The organism is Legionella moravica DSM 19234 (assembly GCF_000423305.1).
Taxonomy (GTDB): Bacteria; Pseudomonadota; Gammaproteobacteria; order Legionellales; family Legionellaceae; genus Legionella; species Legionella moravica.
In genome coordinates this window covers 158,896-177,207 of sequence record NZ_KE384001.1, presented here as the reverse complement: position 1 = coordinate 177,207, position 18,312 = coordinate 158,896, and the positions used below count along the sequence as shown (strand labels likewise).

The window sequence follows — 18,312 nt, the reverse complement described above, 5'->3', positions numbered from 1 at the left end:
GAGTTGAAAGAGAGTTTTAACCTGGCGAAAAATAATCCCCACTGGCTTTTTAACATCAATTTAGTTTTTTGAATGGTTGCCCGCCTGCGCGGGCAAGACCGCTTTTTTGCCATGTACAGAGAATCGAATATTGTTCCGTTTATTAAGCCATTTACGAAGAATCACTATCGTCTTTTGATTGCTTCATTTTTAATGCCAACTCGTGGGCCTTTATCCAGTCTAATAATTCATTCAGAGGCATAGGTTGAGCAAAATAATAACCTTGAACGAGATTGCATCCCCATTTATTTAACAATTCAAGTTGCATTGTGTTTTCAACGCCTTCGGCAATGGTTTGGAGGCCCAGACCATGTGATAATTGAATAGTTGTTAGCACTATGGTTGCATCATCCGAATTCATATCCAGTTCTTTGATAAATGAACGATCAATTTTAATAAATGAAATGGGTAATTTTTTTAATAAATGAATGGATGAATAACCAATACCAAAATCATCCAGAGCAAATTGCACCCCAAACCCATTCAATCGGTTCATAACACTTATTACGTACTCAGATTCGTTGATAAGTGAATTTTCGTTGATTTCCAAACACAGATTTTGGGGTTGTATTCGAAATTTCTTCAACAAAACTTGAAGGAAACGGATAAATGAAGTGTTTTCAATTTGTTTGATTGAAATATTGATTGCTAAAAGCAGATTGGACTTGCTTTCAAAGTGCTCTCGATACTCTTTAAATGCCTGTTGCAGTATCAACTTACCAAGCTCATAAATAATACCGCGATCCTCTGCGATTAATAGCGACTCTGCCAGAGGTACGTCTTTCAGATGCTCATCATCCCATCTCAATAAAGCCTCTATTCCCAATATTTTATGGGTTACAGCGTGTAACATAGGTTGGTAATAAATTCGGTATGATTTTTCTTTGATTGCTTGAAGTAAGAAATCCTCAATTTGGTTGTATCTTAATAACTTCTCATTTGCAGATTCACTGTAAAATGAAAACGTGGATTTACCCTTACCTTTGGATTGATACATTGCATTATCGGCACTATTAAGCAATGTCTCAGAATCAATGCCATTTTTAGGAAATAAAGCAATACCAATACTTAATGAGACCTTTACATATTGATCATCAATTTTTGTTGGTTTCTCAAAAGCAGCTAAAATGCGCTTTACGATCCGGGTCACATCGTTAATTTTATAGGTCTCTTCACAAATTAGCCCAAACTCATCACCCCCTATACGTGCAAAATAATCCGTGTCACGAAGATGGGGGCTTATTTTTTGAGGCAATAGAGATAATAATTTATCTCCATAGAGATGGCCTAAAGTATCATTAATCGTCTTAAAATTATCGAGATCAATAAAACAGATAGCAAATTGCTTTTTAGATCGTTGTGCACGCGCTATTGCATGTTCCAGAAACTCAAAAAAGCTTAATCGATTAGGTAATTTGGTTAAGGGATCAACATGCGCCATATTCATTAATTTAGCTTCATTTTCAAGCCGTTCGGATATATCGCTAAATATAATAGCAGCCCCATTAACTGTGTTATCCACGATAATAGGAATGCAGGTATATTCTACCCATATGTAGCTGTGATCCTTTTTCCAAAAGATGGCTTCTTTCGTTTTTATCACTGATTGCTCATGAATGGCGCGATACACCGAAAGGCTTTCTAATGGTGGGGCGCGATCAGGTACTACTTTTTCAATCAAAATTTTATAAATGGATTCATCTTTTAACTCATCACTGGAATATCCCAGCATTTTCGCCGCTGCAGTGTTAATAAACGCTATTTTATAATCAAGATCTATCCTTAATACCCCTTCCCCGGTTGCATTGAGTAACAATTTATTTTTTGCTTGTTCTGCCTGCAGTTGCATAGTCCTGGCTTCAGCAAGAAATTGAATTAAGTAACGTTGTCCGTACAAAATAAATAAAATGATGTTCATAAATACACAGAAAAACAGCGTTGTGGTCAATGACAACCACACCTGCCAGGAATATTCCCTATTTATAAAATAAGGTGATGAAGTTGCATTAAATTCCCATGTTTGCCCGGCAAACACAAAATTTGAAGACACATGAACTAATCGTGATGGATTCATAAAAACATGTTGATTATAAATTTCGTATACAGTTCTCTGGTTTTCATCATCTCCCGGATTGGTGATAGTCAAATGGGAGTATTTTAAAAAATTATTAAAATTTTGATTAAATAACTCATGGATATTAATGCGTAACACGATAAACCCAACAATAGTGTTTTTACTCAGAACAGGTGTAGCAATAGACATACCATCCAGGCGAGCATTTTTGGAGGTATTGCTTGGAACAACGATAGAGCTATCCTTTTTGAGGAGTTGTTCCACTGTATTCAGGTGCAGAATAGAGGAAAGGGTATCTCCTTTTTGAACAGTATCCTTTGTTTCTGATAAGGAATAAAGTACTGTGTACTCGTCTTTTTTTGTTCCAGAAGAAGCATCATGTCCTGAGAAGTTATTTGTAATTGGAAATTGAGATTTTATATTTCCTTTAGTACGGTCCACTGCTTTAGGAACCCATATTATGGATTGGATCGAAGAATTTTCCCTTATTATCAAATGCGCAAGGCTCTGAAAAGCATCTTTGCTTATGTCAGGTGCAATTGTAAAAAAAACAGCCATTTCCTTGCCAATTTCTACTGTTAAATGAAGCTGATCGGCTAATCGACTGAATTTATATTGTGTTAACTCAATGAATTTTGATTGCACTCGCTTAAACTCTGCCTGGCTGTAAAACAGATGAGCCAAAAATATAATACAGAATGTTAAACATAAGGGGAGCAATATAGGAACCAATCTGCTTCGCCACAGTTTTGCCGGTTGAGCCAAAGTGATCAGAATGACTGGAGTAAAAATAAGAACACCGATACTGTCTCCTGTCCACCAGGTAACCCAGCTCGTCAAAACATTTTCCGGCACAAGAGCACCAATCCAATACAAACCAGCATTGCTCAACGTTGCATTCACCAGGCATGACACTGGGCCAGAAAGAAGCGCAAACAACAAAATATCTTTGGGAAGATGTAATGGATTATTTAATTGAATGAAATATTTTATAAGCGACCAGCCCGTTAATGCCTGAAGTACTGCACCAGTCCCGGTGATTACACCGGTTACCAGGACAAATACATCAAAAGCATTCCCAACGTTGTTCCATGTAATATAGAAATTAAGAATAAACGATCCGATAAAAATGCCCGGTAGAGTGCTCAAACCATAAACAAGTACAAAACCAAGAGCAATTCCAGAGGGTGGCCATATAGCTGTTGCATAACCCGGAGGAACTGCGAGCATTAATCCAAGGTATCCGGTTACAATGTAAAAAAGCAAAACAGCCAGATTATGCTTCACAGAGCTTTTTAACAGATGAAGCCCATTCATATCAGGCAGACTCTTTAATCTGAATGGCCGGTACTCGATTGAATGAGAGTTCGTTCATAAAGCAAAATACCTGATTTTATGAATAGGATAGTATTAGTTTAGCTGAAAATCTGATGCACTATATCGAGTCATAATATTACCCCAAAAACATTGATGCTGATTTAAGGTTTATTTTGGCAAATGATTCACTCAATACGTACATGGCATTCCCTCTAAAATACGGTAAACTCAATTCAAACCTATATTGAGTTTCTGTAACCGGTTAGACAATGAAAACAATGCGCTCTTTCTTTGCTATTATGATGGATCCTTCCATCCAGAACTATTTTTCAACTCATTTAACCGCTGTAAAACGCTGTTTTTCAAACTCAGAGATAAAATGGAGTAAACTTGAATACCTCCATATCACCCTGCAGTTTTTAAGCTCGATTAAATCGGATTGCGTTCCTCATTTAATGGAGCAGGTTCAAAGATCACTTGACCATATCAATTCATTTCAGTTGGAACTGGGGCCATTGGAATGGTTTCCAACCTCATCCAATCCTAAAATACTCTCATGTGCTGTAGGGCCCCACTCAATTTTAAATGAGCTATCCGCATTAATTGGCCATGAATTAACAACAATGAATATTCCTATAGACACGAGGCCATTCAGAGCTCATATGACTTTAGGAAGGATAGTGTCCAATCAAAGATTGGCCAATCCCGTTGACTTGACCCATATTAAATTACCACCCCTACCACCAATGACAGTCAATAAAGTGTATTTTGTTGAAAGCAAACCTCAAAAAGAAGGCAGTCACTATAGTTTATTAGCACCTATTAATTTAAAGCCCAACGGACACAATATAGAGTACTGAGATACCTCAGCCTTTAACACAAATAATCGGTACCAGTCTGGCGACTTTTCTGGCCAGGCCCGCCTGATGAGCAGAATCGACCACGCGATCAATATTTTTATAAGCTCCGGGGGCTTCTTCTGCTATCCCTCGATAGGAACCGCTTCGAATGTATATTCCTTGCTGAGCCAACGTTTTGACAATGTCACTCCCGTTCCATTTTTTCAACGCTTGATGGCGGCTCATGGCACGTCCTGCACCATGGCAAGCAGAACTAAAGGATTGGTGTTCAGAAGTCTTGGTACCGGTTAAAACATAAGACGCTGTCCCCATGCTTCCACCTATAATTACAGGCTGCCCCACATGAGAAAATACAGTAGGCAATTTGGGATGACCTGGCCCCAGGGCACGTGTTGCTCCCTTCCGATGAACAAAAACACGTTGGGATTTCCCATTAATCTCATGGTATTCTTCCTTACAGGTATTATGAGACACATCATAAACCAGCTTTATCTTTATTCCAGGCAGCACGTCTTGAAACACTTCACGCATAAAGTGTGTAATAATTTCACGATTAGCCAATGCGCAATTAATTCCCGCTCGCATGGCTCCCAAATAATTCTCTCCAATTCGTGAATTAATCGGTGCACAGGCAAGCTCCCGATCACTCAGTTTAACCCCTTGCCGCTCAGAATAAATGAGCATTGAGCGTAAATAATCCGTGCCAATCTGATGGCCTAATCCTCGTGACCCACAATGAATACTAACGACGACATCACCTTCTGCCAAACCGAAAGCGGCAGCAGTTTTTTGACAATAAATCTGGCTGACTTCCTGAAGCTCCAAATAATGGTTTCCAGAGCCTAAAGTGCCCATTTCATTTTTTTGACGTTTTTTTGCCTGTTCTGATACCTGCTCGGGCATGGCCCCTTCTGTACATCCCTCATCTTCGATACGCTCTAAATCCTCACGATCACCATAACCTTGCTTTACAGCCCATTGTGCGCCACCGCGAAGCATATCATCCAATTGTTTTATCGTAAGATGAATACGACTCCTGCTGCCAACGCCAGCAGGGATGTGAGCAAACAAGGCATCGGCTAATTCTTCCTTTACTGGCTCCAAATCCATCTTTTTCAATCCGGTAGACAAGAGGCGAACCCCACAGGAAATATCAAATCCAACCCCACCGGCACAAACCACGCCCCCTTCCTCAGGGTCAAAAGCAGCAACTCCACCTATAGGAAAACCATATCCCCAATGCGCGTCAGGCATAGCATAAGCATTTCCCACAATACCTGGCAAACCCGCTACATTGGTCAGTTGTTCATAGACCTTCATATCCATATCAGCGATTAACTCTTCAGAAGCATAAAGAACAGCAGGAACCAGCATGGAGCCGTGTTTAGGGATTTGCCATTCAAATTCATTTATTTTATTTAAAAGATTAAGATCCATGTGTATTCGTCTCTTGTTTCATTATTCACTAAACATCCACAATACATTGCGCAGTCCATAGGCCATGTTGATTAAATACCTTCAGCTCCGTATAGGTTGCTCCTTTCACTTCAACTGCTGGATGATGCCGCTCCCGGTCAACTGTCTCTCCTTTAATAATAGCTTCCAGGAGATGATTTTTTATAGTGACATGAAATTCACTAAATAGCATGTTGTGTATCTCCATATGATAAATAATCGTATTTAACCAATCTGTGAACAGGATTTCGTCATCAGGTGCCTGACAGCGTACATGAACAATTGCATCGGGTTTAATTAAATGAGAATCCGTAATCACCTCGGTTAAGGCCAGGGCACCCATTTCAAAAGAAGCCGCCAAAGTGGGGCCTATTCCTCTGACTCCAATGTCCGCATCATGGGTAAAATGCTCCCATCTCGTATTTGCGATCATAAAATGTCCTGCTTTAAAACGCCTTTATGTATCATCCTTTGCAAGCGTGATCAACTTCTGCTTTACTTGATTGAGCAATTCTTTTCTCTCTGATGACAAGTTTTTTCCTGCACGATTTATATAAAAATTTAACATGGACATAGCCGATTGATACACCGTTGCTTTTCTCCTGGTACTGTTTGATGCAGACTGAAGCAATGATAATGCAATTTTTTGTGGATCATCCCAAGTGAAGACCCCAGGCTCAAGATCAAGGGCATGACTTTGCTCTGTAACCTTTTGCGACCAATTTATGCTGTTCATTAAAACTACCCAACGATAACAAGATCTCTTTGTTAGCATTTTTCTTGTATACAGAATGAATCAGGGCAAGTAATTTATGACGACCTGACAATCACTGCCTTCCTTTGCCCCGTTCATTTTTTCATAACCAATCATCTATAATTGTAGTATATCCAGCCAAATCTGAGGTTTTTATCATTAAACCAAAGATTTGAACTCTGATTTCGTTCATTCAAAAGGTCGGATTTAAACAGGTAATACGCCAATTAAAAGGTTTAAACCCGATCTTTATTCAGGATCGATTGAATAATGAAGAAAGAATCAAGCCAACAGGCAATCGAAGAGCAGCTGCTCTCAATTGTCCGTAAATTCATGACGGATCTGGGCGCTGAACGCGGGCGTCAGGCAATCACACTCGCTGCGTCTCTCGATAGAGATATCGGTATTGACAGTCTCGGAAAAGTGGAGCTCTTTCGCCGTGTTGAACAGGAATTTTCCTTACAACTTCCAGAACGCGCGCTGGTCGACATTGACTCATTAAACGATCTCACCAAACTCATCATGGAATGTCCCCATTCCTTGCCAAAAACTAAAATCAAACACAGTATCACTGACCCTCTTGGCATTTCCAATATGGATTTAACCTCTGCCAGAACATTAATCGAAGTACTCACTGTCTATGCTAGAAAAGAGGCTCAAAGGCCGCATCTTTATTTGCAAAATGAACAGGGGAAAGAAGAAATAATCTCCTATTCACAATTATTGAATTCAGCAGAACATATAGCCCGAGGCTTATATTATAAAGGAATAAAGCAAGGAGATACGGTTGCTATAATGCTCCCAACCTGTGCCGAATTTTTTTATGCATTTTGTGGCGTATTATGTTCCGGGGCTATACCTGTTCCAATTTACCCACCATTTCGTCCTGACCGCATTGAAGAATATGCAAAACGGGAAGCGCGAATTTTACATAATGCTGAAGTCAGAATCTTGATTACCTTCTCGGAAGCATCAACATTGAGTAAGATTTTGGGGGCATTTGTACCAAGTCTTATAGAGGTAACAACTACAGATCAACTTAAAATGACGACTGGAATTCTACCCAAGTTTGAGTTGGATTCGCAAAGTCCGGTTTTAATTCAATACACTTCGGGCAGCACAGGAGATCCTAAAGGTGTGGTGATTCATCATCACAACATGCTCTCGAATATAAGAGCTATAGGCAAAGCAATACCAGTTCAACCTACTGATGCAGTAGTCAGCTGGCTACCTCTATACCATGATATGGGACTGATGAGCTGGCTTGGAGCCATGTATTTTGGAATTCCTGTAACCATCCTTTCGCCACTGACGTTTTTAACTCGACCGGAACGATGGTTATGGGCACTGCATTATCACAGAGCAACCCTTTCAGGTGGTCCCAATTTCGCTTATGAATTATGCGTAAAAAAAATCAATCCCGAAGAGATTGAAGGATTAGACCTCAGTGCCTGGAGATTTGCATTTAACGGTGCAGAAGCCATCAATCCAAAAACCCTGGAGAGTTTTAGTAAAAAATTCTCCCCCTATGGCTTTAAACTTGAATCGTTTGCACCAGTGTATGGATTAGCAGAAGCTACAGTTGGCCTGACCTTTCCTTTAAACAGGCGTAATCCTCGAATGGATAGAATTCAACGTGATGCTTTTGAACTAACCAACAAAGCCATTCCTGCATCACAAAAGGAGGGAACAGTCGATTTTATAGGCTGCGGACTGCCGTTAACGGGACATGAAGTGCGGATTGTCGATGCAGATGATAATGAACTTGAAGAGCGATCGATTGGCTCCATTCAATTTAAAGGCCCTTCTGCAATGCAGGGGTATTTTAATAATCTGCAAGCAACTCAAAATGCATATCACCAGGGATGGTGGGACACTGGTGATTTGGGATATCTGGCAGATAAAGAGTTGTTTATTACAGGTAGAAAAAAGGATCTCATCATTAAAGCCGGGCGAAATCTGTATCCAGAAGAAATAGAAGAACTGGTGAATCGCATACCCAATATTCGTAAAGGCTGTGTTATCGCCTTTGGTGCCAATGATCCAGATACCGGAACAGAACAATTAATTGTTGTTGCAGAAACGAATGAGCATAAAGACGAAGCACAATCTGTACTTCGTGCCGCAATCATCGACTCGATGGCAGTAGAGTTGGATATCGTACCGGATCACATTATTCTTGTTCCACCCAAGACTGTTCCTAAAACATCAAGCGGTAAATTACAACGGTCTGCTTGCAAACAAGCATTTATTGCAGGAAAACTTATCAACAATAGACTATCAGCACGGATGCAAATGCTTAGATTAGTAGTGATGAGTACAGGTAAAAAGATATACGATCTGTCGTGCTTCACAGGAAAATTAATCTATACACTCTATCTGGGCATCCTGTTCCTGCTGACGCTTTTTCCTGCCTGGCTGATCGTTTTGCTTGCGTCTCATCGAACAGGCGCTCACGTAACCCGTTGGGCAGCGCGCATGTGGTTCAGATTGGCGATGTGCCCTATCCACATTGAGGGCGCCAGTAATATAAGCGATGACAACCCGCTGATTTTTGTCTCTAATCATGCAAGCTACACTGATGCCCTGCTCTTGTTGGCTGTCCTGCCGCCAGGCATTGTGTTTACGGCAAAAAAGGAACTGTTAAAAACACCGTTCATACGCACTTTTGTTAAAAAACTGCGTTATTTAGTTGTAGATCGATTGGACTTTATGAATAGTATTGAACATATGCATCAAATCGAAAAAATCATTCAAAACAAACATTCTGTTGTGATTTTTCCGGAAGGCACCTTTAGTTATGCTACAGGATTACGTCCTTTTAAATTAGGCGCATTCAATCTGGCAGTTAAAACTAAAACGGATGTTTGTCCAGTCGCTATAGCCGGCACGCGTCACTTTTTACGAGACGGCAGCTACGTACTTAAGCCTGTTCCAATTAAGATAACCATTGGTAAGCCCATAACTCCGCAAGATGACAGTTGGGAGGAGATCATTCGACTTCGCAATCAAGTACGCACGGACATTGCACAACATTGTGGAGAACCCATTATTGATCTGGTCGCGGCTGGCGTTGTGCGCACTTTACGTTAAAGGATTTGGGTACTGCTGCAAATAGGCACGGCCCAATTGATATGACGCATAATCAGTGATATGTCCCTCATCTTTAAACACCGGCACCCCATCAATATCGGCCTTGCAGCGCCCGTTGGGACATAAGACCTTCTGCGGATCAATGACTACCAATTGAGGATATTTCTGTTTCATCTGTGCAAAAAGATCATCAAACCATTGTTGATCGCCTGGAATCAAATCAAATTCACATTGTTCTGAATTATAAGAACTTCGTCTTTTAATATGCTCAAAAAAACACTCATGGGGATTTCTTTGAGTAGAAGCAATGGATTTAATTAAAACCGGTTTTGCCCCTGAGGCAACAATAATCTGCAACGCATCATCAAGACCCTGTTTAATGCGTTCCTGAGTTAAAGCATAAGATCGCTGATCATCTGTACGATTTATAATTTTATCACCCAGATAACCGTACCAGTTTTCTCCCAATATCACATAATTATAATGATGCTCTCGAATCATAGAATAGTAACGAGCAGTTTGATCATGACATACCTGGTAAACTCCATTTTTAATAAACATATCGAACTGGAATATTCCAGGTAGTGTCAGACAGGCAATGGTTGCATGAGCAAGAATGGACACATCTGCTTCCTTTGCAATAGTGTCTAGAAATCGCCAATGATGATTGGAATAAGAATCACCGATTAAAAGCCCTGTTTTCTTTCCTGAGTTTTTGGCACCCAGAACGCAATCATGATTTATTTCAATATTTTTTCCCTGAAGACATTTAGGTCTTTGTTCATCAGAATATTGATTTAAAGTCGCATACAATCTGGATGTTTCAGCAAATCGCTGAGGCAAACCCTCTTCATTTTTAATGATGAAGTCGCTTATATGGGCAAGGCTAACCGGCACCGCTAACAATATAATTGCACTTTTTATAAAGGGCGTTTTATTTGCTTTGGCAGCAGGTTTTTCTATATACCGCCAGGAAAGATAAGCCACAATAAATACACTACAAAAAGCGAACAGTAGAACCAAAGAGGTCTCTTCTATATTGAGATAACGAATCAAAACAAAAATGGGCCAATGCCAAATGTACAGAGAATAAGAAAGCAATCCAATAAATACCAGGGGTTTTGTCGAAAGAATCTGACTCCAAACGGGTTTAGGTTCACACTGACCTGTAGCGATGAGTATACCTGTCGCAAGACACAGAATAAAAGCATATCCATTAGGATAGCCCAAACTGACGTCTTGGCGCATTGCGATGCAAAATAATGTGACAATAGCCAGGGTACTTAAGATATTGATAAAATATTTATTGAATGACCAGCGAAGCTGCCCCAAAGCAACACAAGAACCGATTAAAAACTCAAAGACACGGCTCGATAAAAGATAATAGGTTTTCATTGGAGCATGTGATGAGCAATATAAAGATATGGCACAAAATAAAACCGTAAGAATATAAATGATTCGGACTATTCGACGCGTTCCAAAGAAAGTGTGCAAAAAATAGAGAGCAATGGGCAAAAGCAGATAACATTGCCATTCAATGGATAAGGACCAGGTATGCAACAAAGGTAATTGGTTACTGTCCGGTGAAAAGTAACCTGTGGTTACCTTTCCAAAAAACAAATTGGATAGAAATACAGAAGTCTTTCGAGCACTTTTCCCAAAAATAATTAAATCGTCAGGTAAATAAAACAACAAAGTCATCAGTAAACTAACTGCAAGCAAACAAATAAAAACGGGCTGTAAACGCCATAACCTTCGGTTATAAAATGAAATAAGTGAGAACTTGTTATTGAGCAAGGACTGATAGATGATGCTGGTTATCAAATAACCGGAAATCACAAAGAAAACATCAACTCCGACGAAACCAGAAGGAAACAGGCTCAGACCACTATGAAAAAACAAAACAAATATAATGGCAATTGCCCTTAACCCATCTACATCTGGACGATAATTCACTGCGAGCCTTCACTTATAATAATTACGTGATTTATATCATAAAATGTTTATTTTGAAGAGAATTTTCAATAAGCGATAAGTTACAGATCACCTTTTCACCCTTCAATTTAGGTTAATCGCAAGAAAACATTGTGCCTCGCTTATTCTGCTCTGCGCTCCTGCAAGACTCCGATGCAAAAAAAATAAATCAATGATTGCGCAACGTTTCCAGAAATCCCTGTTCTTTGCTTCATAAGAACTGATCGTGCTGTTAACACTCTGTTCTTTGAAATCGGGCAATAATAACATATTTCTTTGGGAATCTGATGAATGAACCAGCCCCTACTAAGAAAAAATTTTTGATTTTAAATTACGCACTTTTGTGAAAATAAGAACTATACTTAGTTTGCAGGAAAACAAATAAAAAACTAAGGAGGATGCCATGAATACACATTCTATGTGCTTTTCAGGCGTTGTACGTACAGGTGTTATGGTTGGTTTGTTGTTTTTAGCCGTCAGTTTTTCTTCCATTGCAAATGCAGCTCAAGGTTGTGGGTATGGATTTCATAGAGCAATATACAATGGAACATGCGTCTTAAATCATCCTGGCGCATTCTCAACACCAGCACCAGCTCATCCCGGATGCTGGAGAAATGCATGGGGTGCGTTGCGTTGTTATTAGGGCCTGTGCACAATTCAAGTTTCGACGTCCCGCGACTTGTTCGCGGGATCCAATTCACTCTTTATAGGCGCAATATATTCTTGTTTTGCGCACAATCTATCGATTCCGCGAACAAGTCGCGGAAAGTAGGCTTGAACATAATGAAATGTCAACAGCCCCTAATAAATAAGAAATAATTTAAACGTCTGGCTCTTTTCTTCTGGTAAAAATCCTATTTAGCCAATGGAAATTCTGACGTTGATAGCATGAATTTTTAATACCCTGTCAGAGTCTGCTTTTACACTTATTGGCAATTATCAGCAGACTCCACATCTTCCTATTGAGCATTTTGTCCTCCACACTCCTCTCTTCAGGCGCATCAAGATGTAATTTTTTTGTAAAATATCAACCTAAAATGTACAAAATAACCCCAAATATGTTTAAATAATAAACTTTTTACGCTCATTCATTTGAATATTAATAATCACCTTGTATGGAGAAATGACACATGCGCTTTGTAAAATACCTCAGTTTAGGTTTATTGCTTGGTATAACGCTGGATGCGAATGCCTACTACACTCATCAAGGTCAAATTTATGACAATGAAGGCAATCAAGTTTCCATAAACGGTATATCCTGGTCAGGCTTTCAGGATACTAATGTCTTTCAAGGCCTGCAAAACAATCCCTTTTACAGTATGACCAATGATTCGAACACGGTACGCGCAGGTTTGATGGATTTATTAGTACACCCCGGTGATTATGCTGATTCAGGAGTGGACCAACAAAATGCAGTATCATTTAAAACCGTGCGATTACCTATTCAGCCAGGCGTTCTTTATGACGACCAGTCTGAAGTAGATTTAAATAAAGCGCTTTCCAACAAAGACAAACCCGAGTCAGGTAATGGTTTGTTCTGTAAATCGTGGCAAGCAAGCGGTAAAGCGTGCGACAAAGCAGTAAGCCCGAAGCAAGCATTCTGGATAGTGCTTGAGGAAATGAAAAAGAATAAGGTTAAAGTCATGATCGACATGCATCATCGTTATGGCTACGGTGATGGTATGCGTGACGGAACCGTTTATGACATGAACCAATACGCCAAAGATTTAACAATTCTGGCTAATGAAATAAAACAACGAGGTCTTGATAATGTCATTGGTATCGATGTCTTTAATGAGCCCTACCAGCTCAACTGGTTCAAAACAAAAAATAATCAAGTCGCGTGGACACAGGTTATTGCCACTGCGGCGAAATCAATTCATCAGACCAACCCGGATCTTTTATTATTTGTTGAAGGCTCAGGTGGTGGCAACGATGATGCCGACAACCCAATCATTTGTATCCCCAAAAACAACCTGCCAGGCTACACGAATGGTTTCGATCATTGGAATGATCCGGGTACTTGCAGTGACAATCAGGAAGTCGTCTCATTTAAGGGTAATTGGGGGGAAGATTTTAAACCTCTGCTCAATAAAGAGTTGGCAAAGAATGGAGTCGCACAATTTGACTCTGATAAATTCACTAATGAATTATACAAACAGGTTCCCGACCTAAACTCAAATTCTGTCGATTGGTTATTGGGTGATGATAAGGCCGGTACTAATGGACATTTGGTTTTTTCTCCTCACGTATATCCGAAAGAAGTTGCTGGCTGGGAAACCGAACCTGGAATTGCGAGTACTTTACGTTTTGACTGGAGCTGGGGCTTCCTGCATAAAGCGGGATTTCCTATCGTACTAGGCGAAGCATCCTGGAAAACTGCAGCAGGTAAAAGCTTCTTCACCCAATCGTTAATGCCTTATCTGGCAGAAAGCGGCATAGGAACCAATAATGTCTATTTTTGGGCAATAGGCTATCTTGGCGACACCGTTAGTGCCATTAATCCCAATTCGGGAACTTTGGATTTGGATGTACAACAGACTTTAAAACCTTACTTTAATTAAAGCTAGTCCAGCATTAATCTCTGGATTCCGAGGTCAAAGCCCTGTCTCTTGTGCACAACTCACTGAAGAGCCATCTTTGGTGAGTTGTGCACAAGAGACAGGGTCAAAGCCGCGGAAATTGGAAGTCACCGCTTAATTGATGCGTTCAATAAAAAATCATTATCCAAAATGATAATTAACGCCAACCCTCAAAATATTTCCAGTAAATTCCGCTTTGGATTTTACTGAAGCAGCTGCATATTCAACAAGGGGATTAAACGCTGCATTCTGAGCAAGAGTCAGATAGCTATGCATAGGTCCTAAGTTATAATAAATATATTCCGCTTTAACGCTCCATTTGGGAGTAACTAACCATTCTGCGCCACCGCCACCGGCCCAACCGCCTAAAACATCATGTACTGAAGCATAACCCGACATGGGAGTAAAAACAGGTTGGGTGTTGGTCACGTTGTATTGTGTATTCAATGTCGCGCCACCATAAGCAAACGCACCCGCTCCATAAACCAATAGAGTAGGATTGATTAAATACCCCAAACGACCTTTAAGTAAACCCAGGTAATCCAGTTTTTTAGTAAGGGTAATATTAGCAATATGAGTCACTCCTGCCAGCAGAGGAGTTGTTGCTGTGCTTACAAAATTACTGGTACTGCTTGCTGGAGCTATAGCATCCAAATCCGCATCAATACCTATAACCAGTTTATCCAAAATCTGAGCATTGTATCCAATTTGCCCCCCTCCTATAAAACTATCCGATGAATTGTCAATTTCATGAGTTCCAAGAAAGGCTATCGTCTCAGACATTGATTGCGAGAAAGGATAAAAAACTGGATTATAATAAGATGGAATTCCCAAATTCCTGATTAAATTGCTTGCAGACCATAAATACCCGGCATTTGCGCCAACATAAAAACCAGTCCAGCCTGTATTCTCTTCAAATGCAACCCCACCAGTACCAGCAAAGGAGTGAGCACCAAACAGCGCAACAGTTAAAGAAAGAAAAGTCCTTGTTTTTTTCATTAATAAAGTTCCAATCAAATGATAATGTTCAAGTTATGTAATGAATAATATTCTCTGTTGAGCTAATCTTCATTACCAATGTACATTGTGAATTAAGCAAATGGCCATTGAGTCTAAAATATAAAATAATTTAGATCAATGAGATATAGATTATCCTGCACGGCTGTCCCATTAAAAATATGACGTCTTTCCGAGCGTAGCGAGGAATCTCCTGCAAGGTTGCACGATCCCATTAAAATGTGGCCATTAAAATCATATCAAGAGTTGAGTCTCCCTAGCCAGCCTTTTTCTGCAGGCGCCTAATGCTCATATCCTTAAATTTCTTTTTGGTATTTTGTAACCTGGTCAAAATAATATGCCGAACCATCGCCCTATTTTCAGGAGCATGATCTTTGCATACGCGAGAATCCTCTTCACGTAATGTAACGTCCAATGATAATTAATGCATTAATTCAGATTGTGCCAATTTGCAGGAGATTCCTCGCTACGCTCGGAAAGACGTCATATTTTTAATGGGACAGCCGTGGACTATCCTGACTGACGAATATAAGGAAATTATCAAATTAATGTTCAGTGTGTGTTAATATTATTTTTTTCTCGCTAATCAGTTTACAAGCAACATCAACAACTTGTGCATCATATAGAACGCCTCTGCCACGCTTAATTTCAGCGACCGCTGCTTCAACCCCCAAGGCAGGTCTATAGGGTCTAAAGGAGGCCATTGCCTCTAATACGTCAGCAACAGAAATAATACGTGTTTCTGGTAGAATTTCATCCCCTTTTAAACCACGGGGATAGCCACTTCCATCGAGACGTTCATGGTGTTGTAGTATAATTTCAGCAACTGGAAGATTAAAGTGAATGTCTTTTAAAATATCATAACCAGCCTGTGCATGACCCTTGATTAATTCCATTTCAAGATCAGTCAATTTGCTCGGTTTGGACAGTATTTCAGCAGGAATTGAAATTTTACCAACATCATGGACCAAACCGATAAGCTCTAATGAAGCACAGCGATCTGCAGACCACCCCAATTCCTCACCAATAACCCGGGCAATTAGTCCGACCCTGCGCTCATGGCCTGCTGTATAGGGATCTCGCATCTCAACTATATTGGAAACTGCTGTAAACGTTCCTTTTATTGCTTTCTCCAACTGCTCAATGTACTTATTAATTTGTTTGTTAGCATGTTCAATTTCCGTAATGTCCTGGACTAATGCAAGGTATTCCGTTTGTCCTTCCCAGGTTACTACTGTTGCATCAGACCTTAAAGTTAGTTGTACCCCATCTTTTCTCTTGAACGGAAATTGATAAGAAATACTTGATTTTCCTTCATACAACTCCTGCCATTGATTCTGGATGTATTTTTTGGTGGGCTCATCTTCAATCAAATCTAATAAATTAAAACGCAACAGCTCATCTTGACTCCAACCCGTAATAGCACAAAATTTTGGGTTAACGTATAAAAATTTGCTTTTATCCCGAACATAAACACCGACACCAGTCTGATCAATGATGGCCTGGAAATGCTGTTCACTTTCCTTAAATCGATGTTCAGCACTTACTGCCTTTTGCTTTGCAAGAATTTGTCGTATAGCACTAATTAATTGCAAAGCAACGGTATCCAGGAGGGTGACTTCTTCTGGAAGGAATATATTCTTCAAATCTAGGGGAGGAGCAGAATAATAAACTGAAATTTTACCCACATACTCTTGATCAATAATTAATTCTTTTTCAATATGGTAATCGGTCCTTTCTGAATCAGAACGAGAAGAATGATTGCCCCATTTACTTTGAATTATCGCAACTATTTTATCTGGGAATTGAAATGCTTTAGGAATCTCGGCAACTGACTCTGTCAATAGTTCATCAATGGTTTTGTCGTCTTTAGAGCCGATTATATTCGATAGGTTATAGAGACAGCTCATTTCTTTAAGTCGTTCCTTCAGCGCAGATAATAACTTGTTATGTTCCAATTCAAGTTGTTTGCGATCGGTGATATTGCGAATCATCTGTACCCATGAATTGGGAAACATATCTGAATTTATAGGAGACAGACTGCATTCCAGCCATAATCCATCTATTTCCAGCTCAATCATAAACCTATCATTTCTAATTGAGAGTTGTGAACAGACTGGGCACTGTTTTGGAGTAATCCGGGGATCATGAAACACACTATGGCTGGAAAGCCCAACCAACTGCTCGGCATTTAAATGACTAAAAAGGGCTGCGGCAGTATTAGCCTGACTCACCAGGGTATTTGACTGCACGATCATTATTGGATCGGGGATGTTGTCATAAGTACTGGCGGCTCGAGCCAGCATGCTAAAAGGCTCTCGTAAAGTAGACACCACCAGGGCGACATAAATAAACCAATAGGAAAATATTTTAAGCAAATGACCGATTATGTTTTCCAGACCAAATAAATCGGTATAATGAGACAGGATGATATCAGTCAGTATCATTGCTGTAATGGACATAGTTAAATAATACAACAAGCTAGCGGACATCATTTTCTTGTTATACCAAAGCAGAAGCAAGGCCATGAACTGAACTAATACAATGATCCATTCGCTAATAATCTTGAACGAGGTTAACCCATATCCCTCAATGTACGTTTGTGGAAAAAGGCCTTGGAAGACAGTAATAAAAATGAAACAGGATAAAAAGCCATATACAGCATTAATGATCCAGACTTTGATTGAGTGTCTAAAAAAAAATGGAGCTACCAGAAAAGAAAAAGCCTGTAAAAACCGAGCAGATATCCACAGTTGGGTACTTTCGTTTCCCCCTGCTCCAGGGATCAAATTCATCCCTTTATAAACCAGAATGTGTGTTAAATCGAGGCCCGCACACCAACCAGCCGTAATCGAAATAAATACAACAAATTGGTTGTTTGTAAATCGAGTACTGGTAGTAGCTACCGTCATCGCGGTAAAACCAATGAAAATTGAAAAGAGTTCTACCACGGTATGAAAAACAGTAAAACTGGTGTAATAATAAATAATAAGGCAAAATAAAGACAACAAAACTGGGGGGATGAAGACACGATAGAACGTTGTGTGCCCAATATTATCAGGAATTTCCGTTTTCAGAGTATCCATAAAGTCCCCTGTTCATGATCCTCAATTGACCTGGTGCAGAATCACGTTTAACGAGATCCCA

At 39.8% G+C, this 18,312-nt stretch carries 11 protein-coding genes; 4 read left to right on the top strand and 7 right to left on the bottom strand.

Going from position 1 to position 18,312, the window contains the following annotated elements:
• Positions 1–151 precede the first annotated feature (151 nt).
• A complete protein-coding gene (locus G543_RS18010; RefSeq protein ID WP_065236035.1) occupies positions 152–3,430 on the bottom strand; it encodes a bifunctional diguanylate cyclase/phosphodiesterase in 3,279 nt (1,092 codons plus the stop codon).
• Between the two features lie 269 nt (positions 3,431–3,699).
• Between G543_RS18010 and thpR the strand changes: the two genes are divergently transcribed.
• Positions 3,700–4,290 (top strand): RNA 2',3'-cyclic phosphodiesterase, encoded by a 591-nt coding sequence (thpR, locus tag G543_RS0113595; protein ID WP_028385005.1) that lies wholly within the window; start codon positions 3,700–3,702, stop codon positions 4,288–4,290.
• A 6-nt stretch (positions 4,291–4,296) separates the two neighbouring features.
• Here thpR and G543_RS0113590 read toward each other — a convergent pair whose 3' ends face one another.
• The 3 genes from G543_RS0113590 to G543_RS0113580 are packed head-to-tail and all read right to left on the bottom strand — an operon-like array spanning position 4,297 to position 6,481.
• A complete protein-coding gene (locus G543_RS0113590; RefSeq protein ID WP_028385004.1) occupies positions 4,297–5,727 on the bottom strand; it encodes an RtcB family protein in 1,431 nt (476 codons plus the stop codon).
• A gap of 28 nt (positions 5,728–5,755) precedes the next feature.
• Positions 5,756–6,178: an archease gene (locus tag G543_RS0113585; RefSeq protein ID WP_028385003.1), complete on the bottom strand. Its 423-nt coding sequence runs from the start codon at positions 6,176–6,178 to the stop codon at positions 5,756–5,758.
• A 24-nt stretch (positions 6,179–6,202) separates the two neighbouring features.
• On the bottom strand, positions 6,203–6,481 hold the full coding sequence (locus G543_RS0113580; protein ID WP_028385002.1) for a DUF3175 domain-containing protein: 279 nt from the start codon (positions 6,479–6,481) through the stop codon (positions 6,203–6,205).
• 288 nt (positions 6,482–6,769) lie between these two features.
• Here G543_RS0113580 and G543_RS0113575 point away from each other — a divergent pair, with 288 nt between their 5' ends.
• Positions 6,770–9,592, top strand: coding sequence for an AMP-binding protein (locus G543_RS0113575; protein WP_028385001.1), 2,823 nt, complete (start codon positions 6,770–6,772; stop codon positions 9,590–9,592).
• Here the strand turns inward: G543_RS0113575 and G543_RS0113570 are convergent.
• Positions 9,584–11,548, bottom strand: coding sequence for an acyltransferase family protein (locus G543_RS0113570; RefSeq protein ID WP_028385000.1), 1,965 nt, complete (start codon positions 11,546–11,548; stop codon positions 9,584–9,586). The two genes, G543_RS0113575 and G543_RS0113570, sit on opposite strands and share 9 nt — an antisense overlap.
• A 421-nt stretch (positions 11,549–11,969) precedes the next feature.
• Here G543_RS0113570 and G543_RS0113560 point away from each other — a divergent pair, with 421 nt between their 5' ends.
• Positions 11,970–12,209 carry a GCG_CRPN prefix-to-repeats domain-containing protein gene (locus G543_RS0113560; protein WP_028384998.1) on the top strand — a complete coding sequence of 80 codons (240 nt, stop codon included), beginning with the start codon at positions 11,970–11,972 and terminating at the stop codon, positions 12,207–12,209.
• Positions 12,210–12,696: 487 nt separating this feature from the next.
• Positions 12,697–14,130: a cellulase family glycosylhydrolase gene (locus tag G543_RS0113555; protein WP_028384997.1), complete on the top strand. Its 1,434-nt coding sequence runs from the start codon at positions 12,697–12,699 to the stop codon at positions 14,128–14,130.
• A gap of 159 nt (positions 14,131–14,289) precedes the next feature.
• Here the strand turns inward: G543_RS0113555 and G543_RS18005 are convergent, their stop codons facing one another.
• A complete protein-coding gene (locus tag G543_RS18005) occupies positions 14,290–15,147 on the bottom strand; it encodes an outer membrane protein (RefSeq protein ID WP_051190716.1) in 858 nt (285 codons plus the stop codon).
• 563 nt (positions 15,148–15,710) lie between these two features.
• The gene (locus G543_RS18000; protein WP_051190715.1) at positions 15,711–18,251 is read right to left on the bottom strand and encodes an MASE3 domain-containing protein; all 2,541 of its coding nucleotides are present in this window, start codon (positions 18,249–18,251) and stop codon (positions 15,711–15,713) included.
• Positions 18,252–18,312 lie beyond the last annotated feature (61 nt).